The organism is Neobacillus sp. KR4-4, from assembly GCF_042136325.1.
Taxonomy (GTDB): Bacteria; Bacillota; Bacilli; order Bacillales; family Cytobacillaceae; genus Neobacillus.
The window spans coordinates 20,305-42,726 of record NZ_JBHHJU010000016.1; the positions used below are offsets into that span (position 1 = coordinate 20,305).

General features: G+C 38.9%; 21 protein-coding genes and 1 riboswitch. Of the genes, 16 read left to right on the plus strand and 5 right to left on the minus strand.

All coding sequences use genetic code 11. From position 1 onward, the window contains the following. Positions 1-131: 131 nt before the first annotated feature. The 10 genes from metE (at position 132) to ACE198_RS16660 (ending at position 11,852) form a co-directional block, all read left to right on the plus strand. Complete coding sequence (metE, locus tag ACE198_RS16615; protein ID WP_375376297.1) at positions 132-2,423, plus strand: 5-methyltetrahydropteroyltriglutamate--homocysteine S-methyltransferase; 2,292 nt, start codon at positions 132-134, stop codon at positions 2,421-2,423. A 119-nt stretch (positions 2,424-2,542) separates the two neighbouring features. Continuing rightward, positions 2,543-4,711 carry an outer membrane protein assembly factor BamB family protein gene (locus tag ACE198_RS16620; protein ID WP_375376298.1) on the plus strand — a complete coding sequence of 723 codons (2,169 nt, stop codon included), beginning with the start codon at positions 2,543-2,545 and terminating at the stop codon, positions 4,709-4,711. A 122-nt stretch (positions 4,712-4,833) separates the two neighbouring features. Next, a riboswitch (TPP riboswitch) is annotated at positions 4,834-4,942 on the plus strand. A gap of 110 nt (positions 4,943-5,052) precedes the next feature. Then, positions 5,053-5,697 (plus strand): thiamine phosphate synthase, encoded by a 645-nt coding sequence (locus tag ACE198_RS16625; RefSeq protein ID WP_375376299.1) that lies wholly within the window; start codon positions 5,053-5,055, stop codon positions 5,695-5,697. After that, positions 5,681-6,811 carry a glycine oxidase ThiO gene (thiO, locus tag ACE198_RS16630; protein ID WP_375376300.1) on the plus strand — a complete coding sequence of 377 codons (1,131 nt, stop codon included), beginning with the start codon at positions 5,681-5,683 and terminating at the stop codon, positions 6,809-6,811. Before ACE198_RS16625 ends, thiO begins: the two co-directional genes overlap by 17 nt. Before the next feature lie 10 nt (positions 6,812-6,821). Then, positions 6,822-7,025, plus strand: a complete 204-nt coding sequence (thiS, locus tag ACE198_RS16635; RefSeq protein ID WP_375376301.1) for a sulfur carrier protein ThiS — start codon at positions 6,822-6,824, stop codon at positions 7,023-7,025. 1 nt (position 7,026) lies between these two features. Further along, positions 7,027-7,794, plus strand: a complete 768-nt coding sequence (locus tag ACE198_RS16640) for a thiazole synthase (protein WP_375376302.1) — start codon at positions 7,027-7,029, stop codon at positions 7,792-7,794. Beyond that, a complete protein-coding gene (locus tag ACE198_RS16645; protein ID WP_375376303.1) occupies positions 7,791-8,810 on the plus strand; it encodes a thiazole biosynthesis adenylyltransferase ThiF in 1,020 nt (339 codons plus the stop codon). Before ACE198_RS16640 ends, ACE198_RS16645 begins: the two co-directional genes overlap by 4 nt. Before the next feature lie 255 nt (positions 8,811-9,065). Continuing rightward, the gene (locus ACE198_RS16650; RefSeq protein ID WP_375376304.1) at positions 9,066-10,142 is read left to right on the plus strand and encodes an ATP-binding protein; all 1,077 of its coding nucleotides are present in this window, start codon (positions 9,066-9,068) and stop codon (positions 10,140-10,142) included. 214 nt (positions 10,143-10,356) lie between these two features. Next, the gene (locus ACE198_RS16655; RefSeq protein ID WP_251461308.1) at positions 10,357-11,052 is read left to right on the plus strand and encodes a Na-translocating system protein MpsC family protein; all 696 of its coding nucleotides are present in this window, start codon (positions 10,357-10,359) and stop codon (positions 11,050-11,052) included. 119 nt (positions 11,053-11,171) lie between these two features. After that, positions 11,172-11,852, plus strand: coding sequence for a Na-translocating system protein MpsC family protein (locus tag ACE198_RS16660; protein WP_375376305.1), 681 nt, complete (start codon positions 11,172-11,174; stop codon positions 11,850-11,852). 78 nt (positions 11,853-11,930) lie between these two features. On the opposite strand, the gene ACE198_RS16665 is transcribed toward ACE198_RS16660, so the two are convergent. The 4 genes from ACE198_RS16665 to ACE198_RS16680 form a co-directional block, all read right to left on the minus strand. Next, positions 11,931-12,680: an amino acid ABC transporter ATP-binding protein gene (locus ACE198_RS16665; protein ID WP_098571022.1), complete on the minus strand. Its 750-nt coding sequence runs from the start codon at positions 12,678-12,680 to the stop codon at positions 11,931-11,933. A 13-nt stretch (positions 12,681-12,693) separates the two neighbouring features. Further along, entirely contained in the window at positions 12,694-13,380 is a 687-nt protein-coding gene (locus ACE198_RS16670; protein WP_375376306.1) for an amino acid ABC transporter permease, read from the minus strand. A 14-nt stretch (positions 13,381-13,394) separates the two neighbouring features. Continuing rightward, positions 13,395-14,195, minus strand: coding sequence for an amino acid ABC transporter substrate-binding protein (locus tag ACE198_RS16675; RefSeq protein ID WP_375376307.1), 801 nt, complete (start codon positions 14,193-14,195; stop codon positions 13,395-13,397). Between the two features lie 173 nt (positions 14,196-14,368). Then, entirely contained in the window at positions 14,369-14,737 is a 369-nt protein-coding gene (locus ACE198_RS16680; RefSeq protein ID WP_375376308.1) for an SET domain-containing protein, read from the minus strand. 221 nt (positions 14,738-14,958) lie between these two features. Between ACE198_RS16680 and ACE198_RS16685 the strand changes: the two genes are divergently transcribed. Beyond that, positions 14,959-15,975 carry a DUF418 domain-containing protein gene (locus tag ACE198_RS16685; protein ID WP_375376309.1) on the plus strand — a complete coding sequence of 339 codons (1,017 nt, stop codon included), beginning with the start codon at positions 14,959-14,961 and terminating at the stop codon, positions 15,973-15,975. A gap of 75 nt (positions 15,976-16,050) precedes the next feature. On the opposite strand, the gene ACE198_RS16690 is transcribed toward ACE198_RS16685, so the two are convergent. Then, positions 16,051-16,533 carry a hypothetical protein gene (locus tag ACE198_RS16690; protein WP_375376310.1) on the minus strand — a complete coding sequence of 161 codons (483 nt, stop codon included), beginning with the start codon at positions 16,531-16,533 and terminating at the stop codon, positions 16,051-16,053. A gap of 272 nt (positions 16,534-16,805) precedes the next feature. On the opposite strand from ACE198_RS16690, the gene ACE198_RS16695 reads away from it, so the two are divergent. From ACE198_RS16695 to ACE198_RS16715, 5 genes are all read left to right on the plus strand, one after another. Then, entirely contained in the window at positions 16,806-17,756 is a 951-nt protein-coding gene (locus tag ACE198_RS16695; protein WP_375376365.1) for an ABC transporter permease, read from the plus strand. After that, the gene (locus tag ACE198_RS16700; RefSeq protein ID WP_375376311.1) at positions 17,749-18,699 is read left to right on the plus strand and encodes an iron chelate uptake ABC transporter family permease subunit; all 951 of its coding nucleotides are present in this window, start codon (positions 17,749-17,751) and stop codon (positions 18,697-18,699) included. The genes ACE198_RS16695 and ACE198_RS16700 overlap by 8 nt, the downstream gene beginning before the upstream one ends. Beyond that, a complete protein-coding gene (locus tag ACE198_RS16705; protein ID WP_375376312.1) occupies positions 18,696-19,457 on the plus strand; it encodes an iron ABC transporter ATP-binding protein in 762 nt (253 codons plus the stop codon). Before ACE198_RS16700 ends, ACE198_RS16705 begins: the two co-directional genes overlap by 4 nt. Before the next feature lie 18 nt (positions 19,458-19,475). Next, on the plus strand, positions 19,476-20,426 hold the full coding sequence (locus ACE198_RS16710) for a siderophore ABC transporter substrate-binding protein (protein ID WP_375376313.1): 951 nt from the start codon (positions 19,476-19,478) through the stop codon (positions 20,424-20,426). Between the two features lie 482 nt (positions 20,427-20,908). Further along, positions 20,909-22,369 carry a PAS domain-containing sensor histidine kinase gene (locus tag ACE198_RS16715; RefSeq protein ID WP_375376314.1) on the plus strand — a complete coding sequence of 487 codons (1,461 nt, stop codon included), beginning with the start codon at positions 20,909-20,911 and terminating at the stop codon, positions 22,367-22,369. Positions 22,370-22,422 lie beyond the last annotated feature (53 nt).

Here is a 22,422-nt window from a genome sequence, read left to right on the forward strand (position 1 = left end):
ACGAGTTATGAGCAGCGTTGTTTATGCATGTTTTAGCTAAACTTTAACTTGATTGTAGAGCCATTTCCATTTTGTGGAGATGGCTTTTTTGTATTTGGGAATTTTGTAACTATAAAAAGGAGGAATGAAAAATGAATTTAGTAAGTACAGCGATTGGTTACCCGTACATTGGTGATAACCGGGAGTGGAAACGGTGTGTAGAGTCTTATTGGAGGGCCGGGATATCAGAGGAACAATTTAGTATTGAGATGAAGACGATTCGCTTAAATAATTTAAAACGCCAGCAATCATTAGGCTTGGATTTACTAACCGTTGGAGATTTTAGCTTTTATGACCGTATGCTAGACCATGCGGCAATGTTCGGAATGGTTCCCAATCGTTATAAATGGACAGGTGATGAAGTAAATCTATCAACCTATTACGCAATGGCACGTGGGGCAAACGATGTTGTGGCTTGTGAAATGACAAAGTGGTTTAACACTAACTATCACTACATCGTCCCTGAGTATGAAGGCCAATCATTAAGGTTGACGAAGAATTATATCTTAGATTATTTTCTAGAAGCCAAACAGGAATTAGGCCTAATGACAAAGCCTACTTTAATCGGTCCTTTTACTTTTGTGAAATTAGCGAAAGGATACGATGCAAAATCGAAAGCATTGTTTATTTTAAAACTTCTACCGCTCTATGCACAAGTATTGCAGCAACTTGTAAATGCAGGCGCTCAGTGGATTCAAGTGGAAGAACCCGCACTAGTCCTATCACTCACAGCAGATGAAGTAAAACTAGTCCAAGAGATTTATAAACAACTAGCAGAACAAGTACCAGCTGCCCGAATCATGTTACAAACTTATTTTGAAGGATTATCAGCATATGAAGAGCTATCTCAGTTACCGGTTGCAGGGATTGGCCTTGATTTCATCCATGGTGCCGAAGAAAATATGGCTTCACTTCGAAAACACGGCTTCCCAAAAGACAAAGTATTAGGAATTGGCATCGTAAATGGACGGGATATTTGGCGGGCAAATTTGGCTGAAAAAGCATTCCATATAAAAGCTGTTTTATTATTAAGCGGTGTAAAAGAAGCTTGGATTCAGTCTTCATGTAGTTTACAGCATGTACCTGTCACGACGAAGGCAGAAACACGTCTAGATGCCACATTAAAAAATGCTCTATCATTTGCTGATGAGAAAATTGTGGAACTAACACAGTTAACAGCCTATGTGAGTGACGAGGCGTGGGCAGGAAATAAGAGTGTGTCACAAAGTATGAAAGCGACCCAAGCATTAGCACAGCATGAGGCGCGGAAAAATGCACGGGTGAAGGAGCTTGAATTACAAGTAAAAACCGAACATTTCTCCCGTCCATTGACATTTAACGAACGCCAGCCTTTGCAGAAAGAGACATTAAATTTACCAGATTTTCCAACTACAACGATTGGCAGTTTCCCTCAGTCGGATCAAGTAAAACGTACACGTACGGCCTGGCGGAAAAAGGAACTCACCGACGCTGAATATGCATTGTTCTTGAAAGATGAAACAGCTCGTTGGATTCAAATTCAAGAAGAGATTGGACTGGATGTTTTTGTTCATGGTGAATTTGAGCGAACAGATATGGTTGAGTATTTTGGAGAAAAGCTAGAAGGTTTTGCCTTTACAGAAAAAGCATGGGTGGTATCCTATGGTTCACGCTGCGTTAAACCACCAATTATTTTTGGTGATGTCGAGTGGGTCGCCCCAATGACCGTGAAGGAGGTAGCAGCGGCCCAGCAATTAACGTCTAAGTATGTGAAAGGGATGTTAACTGGTCCTGTCACCATCTTAAATTGGTCGTTTGTCCGTGATGATATTTCACGTGAACAAGTTGCCAATCAACTCGCCTTAGCGCTGAAAGAAGAGATACAGGCGTTAGAAGATGCAGGTATTGCCATTATTCAAGTAGATGAACCGGCATTACGCGAAGGATTGCCATTACGTAAAGAAAAATGGGCGGATTATTTAGCATGGGCGGTCAATGCCTTTAAGTTAGCCACTTCCAGTGTGAAAAATGAAACACAAATTCACACCCATATGTGTTATTGCGAGTTTAATGACTTTATAGAGCCCATTCGTGCTCTTGATGCGGATGTTATTTCAATTGAAACGTCTAGAAGTCATGGGGAGTTGATTCAATCTCTTAAACAAAATCCATACGAACTTGGGATTGGTTTAGGAGTGTACGATATTCATAGTCCACGAGTGCCCAGTGTAGAAGAGATTCGTGCGATATTAAAAGATAGTGTCGAGGTTATTTCTAAAGAACAGTTCTGGGTGAATCCTGATTGTGGTTTAAAAACACGTCATGAAGAAGAAACCATTGCATCGCTTAAAAATTTGGTGACTGCAGCCCGGAAACTCCGCCAACAGCAGTGTCAAACGATTTAAATTGTAAGAGCCTTTTCCATTTTTGGGAAAGGCTCTTTAGGTTGTTAATTAAACATCACCACCTAGGCAAATGTGCATAAAATGATGCAAGCACAATAATGGAGGTGTGATGTTCCCAAATGATGTTCCATCATGATTATAGAAATAATTCTTCAGATATTTATAGACAATACAAGCAATTACAGGCTCAAAATGAACAATTAAGAAAAAGAATAAAAGAATTAAAGAGACTTCTAAGGAATCAGAACCTAAGGGCAGATGACCAAAACTGGGAAATGCATTTAGCTGACCAAGGAAATACCAATTATTCTAGTGCCTCCTTGCCTGCTGATTTGACGTTATTGACGTTAAAGAAAGATCCCTTTAATAACGCTTCTGCGTTGTTTAGTGTAAATCGCAATCAGCTGTATTCGGCGGAACGGATTTCTAAAAAAGTACTCTCTGCCACTGACTTAGATACCTATAAAGAGAGATGGAATTTTTCAATAGAAGAGCAGAATGGGTTTCTTGACTTGATAGCAAGAGACGGAGTGATTTACGCTTCAACGATGACTAAAATTTATGCGATACAGGATAACGGTACCTCTCCACAGACACTTTGGACCGTTGATAGCTTTGCGAATCGTCTCTTAATTGACCAGAATACCTTATATTATTTAACGAGAACTACCGAAGGTTTCGATGCAATTGGTACGGTAGATGTAACTACGGGTAAAAAGAGATGGAGTTATCCCCTTAAATTCCAAGAGCGGTTGGAAGGGGTTTTCGCTGCTAGTGATAATCGATTGTTTGCAAATATACGGAATCCAGTTCAAATGACATCCAAAATGTATGCATTTGATGCATCGACCGGCACGGTGCTTTGGACATTTGATCTGGATTCAAGCCTCCCTATTTATGGGGCCCCAGTCTATAAAGATGGAAAGCTTTACTTCGAAACGAAACCAGCGGCAACAAGAAATATTTGGGCATTGGATGCTGCAAGTGGAAGAACATTATGGAAGTTTAGCCCTACGGGTATGTTTACACAGCCTCTTTCTGTAGTGAGTGATTCTTTAATTGTTCTTGATGAGGCCAATATTATCGCGGTAGACAAAAATACCGGAGTACAGAAATGGAAGACCTTGTATGCAGAACAGTTTGTTGCTGGTGGACTTCAGACCATTAAAGGGGCAAGTGGAATGGTCGTAGCCTCCGATAGAATTATTTTGGGAAATTACAACAAAATTAAATTCTTTAATAGCGCAAATGGTCAGCTTATATATTCCACTCTTCAACTAACACCTACTACAGGCGCGTCTGGCTTGCGGCCAATCGGCGTCATCAAGGACACCATTTTTGTAACAGAGACGAATCAATTTCTATATACGTACGCTGTGCCAAAAACATCCCAGTTAGATACAGAAAAGCCAACAGCAACAATTGATTTGCAACCGGTTAACCAACTTACTCTTCAAGATGGAAAGAACCAAATTAGAATCCCCATTACCATAAGTGAAACGGCAGATATGGAGGTAACCATTGTTGATGAAAGCGGCTGGGTAGTTAAGACTTGGTTAGGACGCTACTTGAAGGGGACAGCGAATTTTTATTGGGATGGAAAAAACAGCCGTGGCTTTAATGTAATCCGTGGAAGTTACTATCCAATTGTAAAACTAACAGATCTAGCTGGGAATAAGAATGAATATACAGCACGTGACAAATCCATTCTGATTACAGAAGGTTTCGGTTTAACCTTGAAAAATTCCAACTTACGCTCGGCAGCCACCACTCAAAGCACCATCCTAACAACAATCCCTGCTGGTTCAGAAGTGGTGATAACGGGAGAAACGGGTGATTGGTATCAAATTGAGTACAGAATTATCAGCGCGGTTCTGAAAGGATATGTCTCCAAACCATTAATTAAAGTTCCGTCCAATCAGGAGATTCAAGCAATCGAACAAGCGAAGACAAGGACAAACGTCAATGTTAGAACCAATCCTGGAACTCAGTATGATACAAAGATTGTGCTTCCGATGAATACAGATATAAAAATTTATTCCGCAATCGGAGACTGGTATTCAATCGAATACAAAAAAGACAGCAGTACTTTGGATTCTGGGTATGTAGCAAAATTTACTGTAACCCTCCCAACGGTATCTACTGTTGTTTACACCGTTGTTGCGGGCGATTCTCTCTGGAAGATTGCCCAGAAGAATGGGGTTACGATTGACTCCATCGTTAAAGCCAATAACCTCAATCCTAATCAACCAATCTACATTGGCCAAAAACTAACCATAGTAAAATAATCCTTTTCCATGCATAGGTGAGAGATCAGAATATATGAAAGGTATAAAAAGAATTTATTTGACATTTCTAATCGACGTGTTAACATTATCCATGCAAGGGAATTTTTATAAATGAATAGATAACAATCCGCTAGAGGTGCCTTTTTAAAGGGCTGAGATTGAAGTGATACTTCGGGACTCTATGAACCTGATCTGGGTTATACCAGCGTAGGGAAGTGGAAACATGGATATTTGAAGGATCATGTTTATATTTCAAATTATCAACCACTTTCTTATTAAAAGGAAGTGGTTTTTTGTTTTTCACTTTATTTCATTGAGCTTCAGAATCTGGATTATAGGGGGTGACTTGTATTTTAACTAGTGTTAAAGAGTTACATATTATATCCAATGGCAAAATGCCGATCGAGCAGCTATGTGAAATTGTCACGGATATTCATCCGTATGTAACCGCGATTCACTTACGAGAAAAACAAAAAACAGCGAGGGAACTATATCAAGCTGTGGAACTTCTAACAATGACAAACCTGCCGTTATCAAAGATTCTCATCAACGATCGTGTGGATGTTGCCTTAGTTATAAAGGCTGGGGGGGTTCAATTAGCCTTTCATAGTTTAGATGCAGCTATTGTCAAAGAAAATTTTCCTCAGCTTAGGGTAGGAAGTTCCATCCATTCCTACGTGGAGGGACAAAAAGCAAAAGAAAAGGGTGCTGATTACGCCCTTTTCGGTCATGTCTTCCCTTCGCAATCAAAACCAGGAAAGCCCCCTAGAGGTCTTGATGAATTATCACGGATTACACAATTAGAGGTTCCGGTTATTGCCATTGGAGGCTTAACTCCCGAGAATACAGGGCGGGTACTAGATGCTGGGGCAAAAGGAATCGCGGTCATGTCAGGAGTATTAGAAGCTCGCGATCCATTAGTAGCAGTAAAGGCTTATTTAAATGTATTAAGAGATGGAGATGGAACAAGTGGAAAATTCATTTGATGTTGCCATTATCGGAGGAGGGATTAACGGATCCTCTATTGCCTATCAACTATCAAAAATGGGCAAAAAAGTAATCATAATTGAGAAGGATAGATTGGCTTGCCAAGCTTCCAGTGCGGCTGCTGGTATGCTGGCAGCACAAGCGGAGATTGAACAAGATGGTCCTTTATTCCAATTGGCATTAAAGAGTCAAGCAATGTTTTCTACACTATCAAGTGAGTTATATGAATATACAGGAATTGATATCGAGTTTGTGAATAAAGGAATGCTGAAAATTGCAGAAACAGAAGAAATAGCAGTAGAAGTAAAAAAACAAGTCAACTATCAAAGGAATTGGGATCCAACGATAAAATGGCTGGATTCAACGGAATTACTAGAAATGGAACCGTCTTTGGCACCAAGTGTTGTTGGAGGTATGTATCTCCCTAACGATGGACATGTGCAGCCAGCAAAGTTAACAAAAGCGTTTGCAAATGCGGCTGTTTATTTCGGAGCGGAAATTCGTGAAAATACGGAGGTTCTTTCATTTATTTTTGAAAACGGTCAGGTTAAAGGGGTTAAAACGACCAATGGTGTCATACATAGTGAACAAGTTGTCGTGGCCACCGGAGCTTGGGCAGCGAAATTAATGCGTGAATCGGGGCTGGACATTAGCGTGTATCCTGTTAAAGGAGAATGCTTTTCCGTTCGAACGGAGGAGCCGATTATTAACACGACTATTTTTTCCGACAAACGCTGTTATCTGGTACCAAAACGCAATGGGGAAATTTATATTGGTGCTACCATGCTTGAAAATACCTTTGATAACAAGGTTACCCCCGAAGGGATTGCTTCATTAATAGAAAGAGCGACTCAACTAGTCCCTCAGATTAAGGAAGCAGCATGGGAGCGAGTGTGGTCAGGATTCAGACCGCAGACAGGCGATGGAATCCCTTATATTGGCGAGCATCCAAGCTGTAAGGGATTGTTCCTTGCAGCAGGGCATTTTCGAAATGGGATTTTATTAAGCCCTATTACAGGGAAAATAGTAGCTGACCTATTAGCAGGTAGACAGCAAGATGAGGCACTTCTCGCAGCTTTTCACCTTGAAAGACACAAAGAGACAGTTGGTTAGGAGATTAAAAATGGAAGTAATATTAAATGGCGAGTATATCCAATTACCAGAGCATGTTGTATTTGTTTCAGATGTTCTCAAGCATTATGAAATCCATGATAAAGTCATTGTTGTGGAAGTAAATGGTGAAATCTTAACCAAAATAGATCACCAAAGTACTAGATTAGCAGATAAAGATCGAATTGAAATAGTCCATTTTGTAGGAGGCGGTTGATATGTTAAAAATAGGTTCATTATCCTTTAAATCTCGTTTGTTTTTAGGTACGGGAAAGTATCCAAGCTACGACATCCAAAAGGAAGCAGTGGAAGTTTCCAAAGCAGAAATACTCACGTTCGCGGTAAGACGAATGAATATTTTTGAATCAAGTCAGCCGAATTTTTTAGAACAGTTAGACACCAATAAATATACGCTGCTGCCAAATACAGCAGGTGCGAAAACAGCGGCAGAGGCCGTCCGTATCGCGAAATTGGCAAAAGCATCTGGCCTCTGCGATATGATTAAAGTGGAAGTGATTGGCTGTGATCAAACATTACTTCCTGACCCGATTGAAACCTTAAAGGCGACAGAAGAATTAGTGAAAGAAGGATTTATTGTCCTTCCTTATACCTCAGATGATGTTGTTTTAGCTAGGAAACTTCAAGAAGCAGGCTGTCATGCTGTCATGCCAGGGGCCTCGCCAATTGGATCTGGTCAAGGTATCATCAATCCCGTAAACCTTAGCTTTATTATCGAACAGGCTGTCGTTCCTGTTATTGTGGATGCTGGGATTGGCTCACCAGCCGATGCGGCTTTAGCGATGGAATTAGGAGCCGACGGCGTCTTATTAAATACAGCTGTGTCAGCGGCTAATGATCCGGTAAAAATGGCAAAAGCAATGAGACTAGCGATTGAAGCTGGACGTTTAGGCTATGAGGCTGGTCGAATTGAGAAAAAGAGATATGCTTCAGCAAGCAGTCCAAAGGAAGGAATGAGTATCGGGTGATTAATCGGTACTCACGACAAGAACTTTTTTCACCCATTGGAAAAGACGGGCAGCAGCGAATTTCCGATAAACATGTACTCATAATTGGAATGGGAGCACTCGGATCAGCATGTGCCGAAGCACTTGCCCGCGCTGGGATTGGTAAACTAACCATTGTTGATCGTGATTATGTAGAATGGTCCAATTTACAGCGGCAGCAGTTATATACAGAGGAAGATGCCAAAAATCGAATTCCTAAAGTAATAGCGGCCAAAAACCGCTTAACAGCGATAAATTCTTCTGTGAAAATAGAGGTAATCATTGCGGATGCCTCTGTGTCAGAGCTGGAAGACTGGGCCAAAAACGTTGATCTTATTATGGATGCAACGGATAATTTCGAAACAAGAATGATCATTAACGATGTATCCCAAATGTATGGTGTCCCCTGGATTTACGGTGCTTGCGTTGGAAGTTATGGAATCTCCTACACGATCATTCCTGAGAAAACACCTTGCCTTTCTTGTTTAGTAGAAACCGTTCCTCTAGGAGGATTAACCTGTGATACAGCTGGAATTATTAGTCCAGCTGTGAACATGGTCGTTTCTTTTCAAATAAGTGAAGCATTGAAAATCTTGGTGGGTGACTTGGATTCATTGCGAAATAAACTTGTTTCTTTTGATTTATGGAAAAACCAATATAGTTCCATACAAGTAGATAAATTGAAAAAGAGGGATTGTCCTTCTTGCGGGGAAGAACGTACTTACCCTTATTTATCATTCGAAAATCAAACCAAGACAGCCGTCCTATGTGGAAGAGATTCAGTTCAGATACGTCCTGCGGTTCCAATGGTTCGTGATTTGGAGGCTTTAGAAAAATTATTTGCGATTCGAGGAGGAGCCGTGGAGCGAAATCCCTACCTTTTATCGTATACTGTGAATCCTCACCGATTAGTAGTTTTTAGAGACGGAAGGGTTTTAGTGCATGGAACGAAGGATATTTCCAAAGCAAAGGCTCTATACCATAAATATTTGGGTTAATAAAAAAGCAAATAGACTAAACAGAAAAAATTAATTGAATATTTTTACAAATGGGTATAGTATTAAAGGTGGATATAGGGATATATGCTCTAGTCTACTTGTGAGTGTTAGAAAAAGGTCAGTGAACTCTTTTTATAGGCAATGAATCTCTAGACCTATTGATGCTAGAATTTAAGCCAAAATAAGCCGTAGAAACTATACGCTTATTTTGGCTTTTTGATTTTTTAAATGAGAATTAAAGAGAGGTGGGGGAAAATGGAGAGGGATGAGATAAAACGTCTAAACTTTCTGCTTCAAATATATATCGATGTCAATGTGGATAAGGATTTCTCTGTTTTATCAAAAAATGCAGACCCATTCTTTATACTAAATATGGATGGGCGATTGGTGTATGTGAATGATGTTTGCGAAACTCTCTTAGGTTGCTCCATACCTGAATTATTACAGATGAGGTTGAGTCATATATTCCTCTCCAAATGTTTGAATGAATCACAAACGTTCTTCTTCGAAAAGAGCCGGGAAAAACTAACAAATTTTGATGCACAGATTAATATGAGACCCGAATTATTAATGGATGTAAATGTTACTACATTTCCAATCCTCTTTAATAAGGAAGTGGTGGGGTCTTATGTGGTTTTAAAAGATATCACTCTAATTAAAAAAGAAAGACAATTACTATCGGAAAAGCAAGCGGTTGCAGGCCAATTAGCGGCAGGAATTGCCCACGAGATACGAAATCCGATCACAGCGATAAAAGGATTTTTACATTTAATGGCTAGGGATTATCATGGGGAGTCTATGTATTTTGATATTGTAGAGTCAGAGGTTACGCGTATTGAAGTAATTCTCAAGGAACTAATGGTACTGGCAACACCGATCAAAAAAAAGTATGAAAAATTGCCGATTAAGTCCTTATTGGATCAAGTCCTATCATTAATGGAATCACAAATGTTATTAAATAATATTGAAGTTGAAAAAAAGTTCTGCTTCCTCGAAGAATCCATTTTAGGGGATGGAAATCAATTAAAACAAGTATTTATCAATTATATTAAGAATGCAATTGAGGCTATGCCAGATGGCGGCAGGATTTTAATAGAAGGGTCCATTACCAAGGGGAAGCGTGTTCAGATTCGAATCATCGACCAAGGATGCGGCATCCCTCCCGAAATGATTAACCGAATAAATGAACCATTTTATACAACGAAGGAACATGGGACGGGGCTCGGAATGCCGGTAAGTTTTCAAATTATTGAGGAGCATAAGGGGAAAATTCATATTACCAGCAGCAATAAGGGAACCTGTATCGAAGTAAGTTTACCAATGTTGTCTTAAATTAAATGATTGCTAGTTGGGGAAATATCGTGTTAAAATGTTAGGGTCTAATGTCTTGCAGTCATTAGTTATGGCAGTTATATATAACCAGCACAAATATATCCTAATCACTTGTATGGTAAATGGAAGAAACTATAAAAATAGTCGTCTTAGCCGTGACCTAACTTCTTTTCCTAGAAGTTAGGTCTTTTTATTTTCCTGAAAGGAGAAGTTAATGAGTAAATCTACACAAGAGAATTTGCTATATCTTAGCAGTACATTTAGTAAGCTCCTCAAGCGCAGATTTGGTAAGGGTCCAGAAACTTGTACGATGATGTCAAAAGGAAACCGATTATATATATACATGCGAAACTTTATTACGCCCGCAGAGGAAGTCTTGTTGGAAAATGATCAGTTGATGTTGGTCCATAATTTTCGTTCAGCCGTAATCAATGCGGTCATCAATGAGTTTAAACATGAAGTTTCGAAAGTATTCGGAGGGGGAATTGATCATTTTTTCCATGATTGGAATTATGATTCGAATACAGGAATTATTCTGTTAGAAAATGTTCCATCTAGTGATGAAGTTAAAATGGAAGAAGACTTTGAGAAGACTCTGTTTAACTTGATTGATTTTGTAGGGACCCGTTATCATAAACGACCGGTTGGTTTAAAGGTAGTAAAGTTTACGCAAAATATTTGTGCGATTGAAGCCAGAGATGTCCTCTTGCAACTAGAGAGTTTAGCATATGAACAAGGAAATCTCGACCTGCTGCTTCATCAAGCAAGGGAAATCAAAAGCGGTTATTTGAAAAATAAGAGTATATTTGAGGATCTATTTAATCGCATCATTGAAGATATATTCATTGTTTGGGATTATGAAAAGAACCGAAACTATCTCATTTTTGTTTTTTACAAAGAATATCAATGAATCGAAAACATGTGGCAAAAGGATTTTCCTGCTTGCCGCATGTTTTTTTTTTAACAAGTTGAGCCTTGGTACATAATAAATGATGAATTGATTTGTATCTGCTTAAGGAGTAGAAATGGATGATTAATCAAAACAAGGAAGAATTTATTAGTAGTTATATTAGTAAGTTGTTAAGAAAAAATTTTGGAAAAGGCCCGCAGACATGTCGGACCACCCTGTCTAAAAATCACCTCGTCACGTATATTCGCGGGTTTTTAACCCCAATGGAAGAAATCTTGTTACAGCAAGGACAGAATAGATATGTTGACGATATAAGAGCCGTTATCATTAACCACGTTTTGGATGAATTAACAGGGGTAGTAAAAGTGACTCTGGAAGTCGATGTAGAAGAATACTATCATGATTGGAACTTCCCAAATAATACGGGCATTCTTATTTTTGTATTAGAGGAAATGATAGGTCAGGTTAGTCAAGCGGATATAGATATGCAAAGGTTAGAATCGGAGGTTGGGCGGCTCAGCTGCTTAGTTGAAAAAGTACCTGATCATATCCAAGCCTATCCCATTTCACCAAACGTTTATTTAGTCGAAAGAAGCGGTATACTTGTTCCTATTGAAAAGGCACTTATTGAAAAAGGGTTTGAAAAAGAACTTAGATTCACAAAAGATGAGTTAGAAAAAGTATATTTCCACCGTGAAGGCAGATTTGAGGACATTTTTAAAAAATCAGTACGAGACATCTTTATTGATTGGAATTTTAAAGAAGATAAATCATTAATGGCCTTCATGCTTGGATCATAAAGGACATGTAAATAAAAAGGCTCTTCCTAATTTTCATTAGGGAGAGCCTCTTGTGTAAAGGATTAGCAACCGTATCTGCTATGATCGAGAAGCGACCTTATTCAAGAACTGTAAAGTCCGTTGATTTTGGGTGTTCTCAAATACCTCTTCAGGAGTGCCTTTTTCTACGATAACTCCCTGGTCCATGAAGATGACTTGGTCGGCCACATCTTTAGCAAAGTTCATTTCATGGGTTACAATGACCATTGTCATATTTTCCTTTGATAAATCCTTCATAACCTTTAAAACTTCGCCAACTAACTCTGGATCTAATGCCGAAGTAGGTTCATCAAAAAGCAGAACTTTAGGTTCCATAGCCATAGCTCTGGCGATCCCCACCCGTTGTTGCTGTCCGCCAGATAATTGATGAGGATACATCTCGGCACGTTCTTTCAGACCAACTTTATCCAGAAGGGTTCTTGCTTTCGTTTCTGCTTCTGCTTTTGACCTTTTAAGAACAGTGGTCTGACCTTCCATTACGTTTTCAAGAGCAGTCAAATGTGGAAAAAGATTGTAGTTTTGAAAGACCATACCCGTATTTTTACGAAAAGAAACAAGTTCTTTTGCCTTCATCTTATGGTTTTGCTCAAAATTTATCGATTGTTCCCCAAGTTTAATCGAACCTTGATTAGGCACTTCCAACAGGTTAAGGCAACGCAGTAACGTAGTTTTTCCAGAACCTGAAGGACCGATAATCACGGCAGTTTTTCCTGTTGGGATGGTCAGATCAATCCCTTTTAATACCTCAAGCTGACCAAAACTTTTATGCAAATTGTCTATGTGAATCATTGGAACACCTCCATTATTTAGCGACACTTCGCTCAAATCTTATCTCCATTTTAGTCTGGAAATAAGAAAGAACGGTACTGAAGATTAAATAGATAAAGGCGACTTCAATATAAATCCACAGTGGTTCATAGGTAGCAGCCGCGATTTGTTGACCCTTTTGGAATAGTTCAGTAACCGTAATGGTTGCTGCTAAGGAGGTGTCTTTTACTAAACTAATAAAAGAGTTACCGAGCGGCGGCAATGATACACGGATGGCTTGAGGAATAATAATTCGTCTCATCGCCTGAGATTTGGTCATTCCAATTGAAAAAGCGGCTTCCCATTGCCCCTTTGGAATGGAAAGAATCGCTGCCCGGATAATTTCCGAACTGTAAGCACCTTTATTTAACGTAAAAGCAATGACCGCAGCCGGAAATGGATCAAGTGTTATTCCCATACTAGGTAATCCGTAAAATAGAATAAAGATTTGAACGAGTAAAGGAGTACCGCGAAAGATCCAAACATAAAATTTGGCGGCAGCGTTTAAGCCTTTTAGATTGGATAGCCGTGCAAGTGCAATAAGGAAAGCTAAAATTAGCCCTAGAATAAAGGTGATAATTGTTAATGGGATCGTAAACTGAATTCCCGCTTTTAAAATAGGAAAAAAGGAATCACTAAGGATTCCTATAATTCGATCTATTCGTTCTTGGTCTGTAAACATATTGTTCCATTCCTTTACTTAGATACGTCCTCATTAAACCATTTTTTAGAGATTGCTAGGTACGTACCATCTTTTTTCATATCTGCAAGAGCGCCATTTATCGCATCAACGAGTTCTTTATTTCCTTTACGGAAAAGAAATGCATTGCTTGTTGCGTCTGCTTCTTCATAAACCTTTTTAATAGGAAGATCTGGACGCTGTTTTTTTAAGTCTAAGTATGAAAGACTATCGTTAATTGTTGCATCAATACGTTTTGAAGTGATTAGGTCGATGGATTGATTAAATCCTTCAACAACTGTATTGGTTGCACCATGTGCTTCAGCAATTTTACGGTAGTTACTGTCTAATGATTGTCCAACTTTTTTACCCTTTAAGTCATCAAGTGTCTTAATATCGTTATTGTTCTCATGAACAACAAGAACAGCTTTTGAGACAATATACGGTTCTGACATATCGTATTTCTCTAAACGGTCAGGACGAACAGCCACTTCATTTGCAACCATGTCATAACGCTTAGCATCAAGACCAGCGATCATGCCATCCCACTTTGTTTCAACGAAAACGGGTTTAATATCTAATCTTTTAAATACTTCTTCAGCAATTTCTATATCAAAGCCTGTTAGCTTTTGAGAGTCATCATGATAAGTAAAAGGAGCATACGTACCTTCTGTGCCAATCGTAATTTCACCTTTTGCTTTAATCTGCTCATAAAGGTTTTTACTCTTAGCAGAACTTACCTTTTCCTCTTTGCTGCTACAAGCGCCTAAAGCAACGGTAAGAAGGAGGGCTAAAAAAAGTAGTGCAAATCTCTTCATGTTTCTTACATCTCCTAGTATTTTTATAGGTTTTATATAAAATAGCTTTACTAGAATAATATAATTCAAAATGAATGTCAATTTAAAAGGGGGAAATATGTCCTGAAAAAAATGAGTCCAATCCCTTTTTTAATTAGGAACTGGACTCGTTCTCGATATCTGAAAAGTGTGTTTTATTTTTCCTCAAACCATAATCGCGTTTTGTCTTTCGGGTCACCATTGTAATTAATACGAATCTCCTCGCCAACTGCTATGTCGGTATAGGCATAAAAGTTAATGGTGCTTTTTTTTAGCTTTCTTTTAAAGATAGCGTTCGGTTGGCTGGAATGGTTAAAAAGCGAACCAATTCCAAGTGCTAATGCACATTCATCAAAATCTTTCCCCCACCAGAAGACATAGTCGATTAAAGTTGTTTTCTCCAAATACTTAAACTCTTCCTTCGGGAAAATGATAACAGGTGATACCTCTAATAACTCATCTTTCTTGATATCACGTGTAGCAAAAATCCCTCGCCCATGTTGAGATTGCCTTAGCTCCAACATAACTCTGTATACCTCCAGTTTCCTTTCTAACATTTTCTGCTTATTTATTAAGGTATGAAAAAGGAATATGTTTGGTATAGGTTATTTGGGTGGGAGTAAAATAAAATAAAGTCAACATGCGAAAAATAGTAAGGATGACACATTGTTTTGTGTCAGCCTTTATCTAATTTCAATAGGTGAAAGGAGGATAAACAGTTATAATGATGGTGGAGTTGATATAGATGAATTCGAAGGAAATCAACCAGCGGATTGATGCACTTGATTATTTACGTGGCTTTGCCCTCATGGGAATTATGTTGGTTAATATTATTCCATTATTATCAGTGAGACTACCCCTTTCTAGTACCAGCGATGCAACGTATTGGAGGTTTTTATACTTATTTGTGGAGGGGCGCTTTTATACGATTTTTACTTTTTTATTTGGTGTGGGGTTCTATATTTTTATCTCGAGAGCAATGGCGAAGGGGAAAAATGGGTATGTGTTGTTTTTGCGGAGGATGGTCGTGTTATTTTTACTAGGTGCCGTCCATTTGCAATTCCAGCCTGGGGAAGCATTAGCGATTTACGCTGTGTGCGGACTGATTATTTTACCTTTTTATAGAGTGAACAAGGTTGTGAACCTTGTTTTTGGACTGGCCATGTTGCTCGTCATAAGTTTGTATGGTGAAAAAATATTTATGGTAGTTCCGTTGATGATGCTGGGAATTGCTTCCGGGCAGTTTCGTTTATTTGAACAGATGACAAATCACTGGAAAGTGACCACTTTTTTTACAGGAGTGATGTTTGTTTTAAGTGTGGCAGTGCTTATTTATCAATATCAGCTTGGACCGCATCCCGTCGGAACAGGTGGTGAGTCACAAGAAGCGAAGCAGTTCTTAAGGATTGGAATCATGATCGGTCCGATTGTCTCTGCCTTTTATGTTGGACTGTTGCTTGTTCTTCTGAACTTTCCCGTCATCCAGTGGATTCTATTACCCTTAAAAAGTTACGGACGGATGGCACTGACCAATTATGTATCACAAACAGCATTAATCTTGCTCGCAGGTGAAGTTTTTGAGTTGTCCAATCAATTGACATATATCCAATCTCTTTATCTATGTGTGGCGATTTATGTCGTCCAGTTTATTTTTAGTACAATGTGGCTTCGGTTCTTTAGATTCGGGCCATTGGAATGGCTATGGCGCTTGTTAACTTATTTCGAATTACCTCTCATGCGAAAAGTTCCGTCATCAGAATAGGTCAGTCCTCTAGTGTTGAATAAAAGCTAAAGGACTGACCTTATTTTTGTTTATGGAATATATCGGAGAGGATGGTTATTTTCCAATTTCTACATCATGCTCCTTAGCTAATTTATTCAATTTAGTTTGATATTCTCGAAGATGTTTTCGTGCATCCGCCAACATGTCATTAGCTTTTTGAATCAGGTCAGCATCCTGTTCTTCTATCGCCTGTTTAATGATAGCAAAGGCATTAAATTGTATATCTGCCCCTTCAATATATATTTCATGAATTTCTCTTACCTCATCGGTCTCAATCTTAACAGACTCTAATTCTTTAATAAATTCGTTGTAATTGGGAATGACATCACGATTTAAGACATCGTACATGGTCTGGTCATCCTGATAGTTTGTACCCGAAACCCCTTCATAGGCCGAAACGGCAGTTTTTTCTAATTTCGCCGCTTCCTTCATTTCTTTATTTACATAATTAAGTAAATCATCCTGAACAGGATCGCTGGAACATCCAGACAATAGAATCAAAATGGGCAAAAATATTGCCACCAGCCATTTTTTCACTTCACTCACCTCCTAATGCCCAATTTATGAGGGTCAGGAAGTCCAATATGAGTATGGAACCGATAATTTTATTATTCGGTAGGTATGGAGTTTAGGAATTAAAATCTGGGACAATGTATGATTCTGGCATTTTAATTGAAAAAAGTTCTCAATTAGTGTTGACTTGAAATTTCTGAATGTTATAATCGATTTTAAGAATAGGTGATAATGATTTTCATTATCATTTTAGTTAACGAGAGATCGCTAGAATGATAGAAATGATGGGGACAGTTATGAAGAAACGATATTTACTATTAGCATTAATAATCTTATCCGCAATCTCGCTATTTGTTGGTGTAAGCAGTCTATCGCTGTTAGACCTGCTGAACTTTCAAACAGAGGAGACGCAAATTTTCTTGGTGAGCAGGGTGCCGAGACTCGTTGCAATCCTACTCGCGGGGGCAGGAATGAGTATAGCTGGATTAATTATGCAGCAGTTGAGTCGGAACAAATTTGTTTCACCGACCACAGCTGGAACCTTGGATGCTACCCGACTTGGAATTCTTGTCTCTATGTTGTTATTTGCAAATGCAACCATGCTGGAAAAAATGGCAGTAGCCTTTGTCTTTGCACTTGGGGGAACCTTTTTATTTATGCAGATTCTCGACCGAATCAAGTTTAAAGATGCGATTTATATTCCGCTGATTGGCTTAATGTTCGGTAATATTTTGTCTTCGGTTACCACATTTTTTGCTTACCGAGCAGACGTCATTCAAAATATGTCGGCCTGGCTCCAAGGGGATTTTTCAATGATTATGAAAGGTCGATATGAGCTCCTCTACATAAGTATCCCAATTTTAGTCATTGCCTATTTTTATGCCAACCGCTTTACCGTGGCCGGTATGGGTGAAGACTTTTCGAAAAATCTAGGCCTTGCCTACCGAAGTGTAGTAAATATTGGGCTGATACTCGTTGCTCTAATTACGGCTTCCGTTGTCCTGACCGTTGGGATAATTCCATTTCTCGGCTTAATTATTCCTAACATCATCTCTATTTTTAAAGGAGACCATTTACAAAAAACGCTGCCGCATACAGCCATTCTAGGGGCGATTTTCCTTCTAGTCTGTGATATTTTAGGCCGGTTGCTCATTTATCCATATGAGATTTCAATCAGTCTCATGGTTGGTGTGATCGGCAGCGGCACATTCTTATATCTGCTATCTCGGAGGAAGGCCTATGCGTAATCCGTTGAAAATGGCCTGTCTCGTATTGATTGCTGCGGGATGCTGTGCCGTATACCTAATTCATGATTTAAATGGAAGTTTTGATTATGCGCTGCCAAGGAGGGTAACAAAAGTTCTTGCAATGGTGTTAACGGGCATTACCATCGCCTATGCTACCGTGGTTTTTCAAACAATTACACATAACCGAATTTTAACACCGAGCATCATGGGACTAGATGCCTTGTACCTATTATTACAAACGGTGATTATTTTCTTCCTTGGTTCATCCCATCTGATTGTCGTCAATAAACAAATAAACTTTTTACTTTCAGTTGCCGTGATGATTGTGTTTGCCCTTTTCTTATATCGTTTCTTGTTTAAAAAGGGCAGCCAGCCAATCTACTTTTTATTGCTGATTGGAATTATTGTTGGGACATTCTTTTCGAGTATCTCCACATTTTTACAAGTGCTGATTGATCCGAATGAGTTTCAGATTGTCCAAGATCGGATGTTTGCTAGTTTCAATAATATCAACTCAGACTTAGTGTGGCTGGCGATTGTTATCGTAGTACTTGTGCTGATTTATGCATGGCGGTATATGAAGTATCTCGATGTTTTATCACTGGGGCGGGAGACGGCAATTAATCTAGGGGTTCCCTATGATTCCCTTGTGAAACAAATGCTTGTGATTGTTGCCATCTTTATTTCAATCTCGACCGCATTAGTGGGACCGATAACATTTTTTGGATTAATTGTTGCCAACTTGTCCTATCAATTTTTTCATACATACAAGCACAAAACTTTGATAAGCGGTGCGGTTCTCATGAGTATCATCGCACTTGTCGGGGGACAGTGGTTTGTTGAACGGGTCTTTACTTTTTCGACGACGTTAAGTGTCATTATCAACTTTATCGGTGGTGTCTATTTTATCTATTTACTGCTAAAGGAGAGGAAAACTGCATGATAACAGTGAGGTCATTGTCAAAGTTTTACGGCAAGAAACCGGTGGTAAAAGATGTCACGATCAATATTCAACCTGGAAAAATAACATCATTTATTGGTCCTAATGGCGCGGGGAAATCCACACTCTTGTCGATGGTCAGCCGTTTGCTCGATGCCGATACGGGTGAAGTGCTGATTGATCAATCCGATGTTCGCCGGATGAAATCGAGTGATTTTGCCAAGCGGGTCTCAATTTTAAAGCAGTCGAATTACATGAACGTCCGCCTCACGATCAGAGAACTTGTTTCCTTTGGAAGATTCCCTTATTCAAAGGGGAGGTTAACGGAGGACGATGAACGAATTGTCAACCAATCGCTTGAGTATATGCATTTAACTGAAATGCAGGATAGCTTTTTAGATGAATTATCTGGTGGTCAGCGCCAGCGTGCTTTTATTGCGATGGTGATTGCCCAAGATACAGAGTATATTCTTCTCGATGAGCCGTTAAATAATTTGGATATGAAGCACTCTGTTCAGATTATGAAAATCATACGGAGATTGGTCGATGAACTTGGCAAAACCGTCGTTATTGTTCTCCATGATATAAACTTTGCATCGGTCTATTCTGACCGGATTGTCGCCATGAAGGATGGTATGGTCGTGAAGGATGGGCCAACCGAGGAGATTATTCAATCACAGGCATTAAGTGAGATTTATGATATGGAAATTCCGATTCAGGAAATGAATAACTGCAGAATCTGTGTTTATTTTAATTCATAATAAAGGAGAGATTTAAAAATGAAAAAATGGAGTTTATTTACACTAGTGTTTGCAATGATTCTTGTGTTAGCAGCATGTGGTGGATCAAAGGAAAAGGGGCAAACTGAAACGGCATCTGCCAGCAAGGGACCAGCAGAGAAAATGACGATTAAGCATCAATATGGAGAGGCAGAAGTGAAGAAGAACCCTGAAAAAGTAGTCGTGTTTGATTTTGGTGTCCTAGATACCCTAGATGAGATAGGTATCGATGTCACAGGAGTACCACAAACCGCGATTCCGGGGTATTTGAAAAAATATGCGGATAAGAAATATACGAATGTCGGCAGTTTAAAAGAGCCGGACTTCGAAGCTATTCATGAGATGCAGCCAGATGTCATTTTTATTTCAGGACGCCAAGCAGAATTATACGATCAGTTTGCTGAGATTGCACCAACTGTCTATGTTGGCATCGATTATGCAAATTACATGGAATCCTTTGAGAAAAACATGAATCTTATTGGTGAGCTATTTGGGAAAGAAGACAAGGTAGCAAGCGAATTAAAAGATATTAATGCTAGTATTGAAAAGTTAAATCAACAAGCTTCGGCTTCTAATAAGAAAGGTCTTATTCTGCTAGCAAATGAAGGCAAAGTCAGTGCATACGGACCAAGTTCCCGTTTCGGCGTAGTCCACGACGTCTTTGGGTTTGGAGCAGCCGATAAAGATATCGAGGTATCCACACATGGACAGAGCATTACATTTGAGTACATTATGGAGAAGAATCCTGACGTATTATTTGTGATCGATCGTGCGACGGCAGTCGGCGGCGAAATTGGTGCAAAACAAATTATTGAAAATGAATTAGTTAAAAAAACAAATGCCTTTAAGAATGATAAGATTGTCTACCTTGATGCAGACACCTGGTACCTAAGCGGTGGAGGTTTAAAATCGGTCAAATCTATGGCTAAAGAAATCGAGAGTGCCTTATAATTGTTTTGAAAGAAAGCTAATAGAATGTAAGCACGCAGTTTGATAGATAGAAATATGTGTCTAAACTGTGTGCTTTTTCTTTGTTAGGATTTTGTCATTTTACGTATAAAAATGGGGATTTATCCGATCTTTGGAAAGAGTAATGCGAAATATGTATAGTTTCCTCGGAAATAAGCGAATTGTGGGCATGCAAGACCAGGTTGTTTAGGTATTTGAGATGAATTTGAGGACCGCCCAGTCGATTAATCCAATTCAAAACAGACTTTCATAAAAAGAAAAAGACACTACCCCCCCAGTGGGCCAAGCGTTCTTTTGTGTCAACACCTCCTTGTAGTTGTCCATGTCTAGAGGACGAAATGAACAAAGTGTCTTTTGATGGTGCCTGACACCATTAATGACACCAAAAAATTCTTCTTTTCTTTATTGAAAAACTCTGTAAAATGGAGATTAAGAGTATAATTGATGTGTTTGGAGAGATCTCTATGTCAAAGTTTTTCCCGATTTTTAGGAATGAGAAGGATTCTGTGGTGTATAATCCGGATGATTTAATTGACTTATTTTTAGAGTGTACGGCAGACGGGATTTGTATGGTTGATATGGAGAATCAGTTTATTCGTGTGAACCATGTATATACGAAAATATTTGGCTATACAGAGGATGACGTAATAGGTAGGAAAATTGATGAATTTCCTAATCCGGACATAGTGAATGAAACGATAGAGCTAGTTAAGCGTGGTGAAGCATTTTCCGATATGGTTACTCAACAATACCATAAAGACGGAACCATTCTTGATATCGCCGTTTCGTATTCTCCCTTTCGAAATCGTTGTGGGGAAATAATTGCCGTCCTGGCAATCTTTCGGGATATTACGGAGCATATTAATATTGAAAGACAATTAAAAAGAACACGTGAGTTGTACAAGTTAATTACTGAAAATACTACGGATATGATAAAGGTGTATACAATAGAAGGAAAGGTCATATATGCCTCTCCATCCCATGAAAAAGGGATTGGGTACACTCCTGACCAATTATTAGGTAAAAACGTCTATGAGCTTATCGTACCAGAGGAAATTGACCATTTTGCAAAAGTGTGTCAGCGCCTGATAGAAACAAAGGAACCTCAATTGCTCCAAACGCAGGTCCGAACTGGTGATAATGACGTGATCTATTCAGAGACAATGATTTCTCCCATCTTTAATGAAGAAGGAGAAGTTGATTCGTATGTCACGGTTGGAAGAAATATTACGGACCGAGTTAAAAATGATGATGCCCTTCGAAATTTAGATCGGCTTTCAATTATCGGCCAATTAGCTGCAGGAGTCGCTCATGAGATCCGGAATCCTTTGACTTCATTAAAGGGATTTTCAAAGCTGTTGAAAGAGACCATCACAAAAACTAAACAAGATGAATATTTATCAATCATCATGAACGAACTAGATCGTATTGATATCATCGTTAATGAATTTATGTCGTTGGCGAAGCCACAGGCGATTCAGTTTGAAAAAGAATGTCTACATACGATCTTAGAGAGTACCGTAAATATTTTACATCCACAAGCATTGTTGCATAATGTTCAGATAAAAAACCATTACCTGAAAAAGGATATTTTTTTAAATTGTAATCCCAATCAATTAAAACAGGTTTTTGTTAATTTTTTAAAGAATGCGATTGAATCGATGCCATTTGGCGGCAATGTTAATATCCAAGTCCAAAGAGTTGCAGACAATCGTGTGCAGATACGCTTTTCAGATGAAGGGATTGGAATTGATAACGAACTTATGCGCTTTTTGGGAACACCGTTCTATACCACGAAGGACAAGGGAATCGGACTGGGCCTAACCGTTAGCAATAAAATCATCCAGGAACATAATGGTACCATGAATATCGAAAGTAAAATAGGCAAAGGCACGACAGTGAAAGTAGAACTGGAATGTTATTAAAAATACAAATAAAAAAGGGTGTCAGGCACCACATTGTTTTGTGATGTCTGATA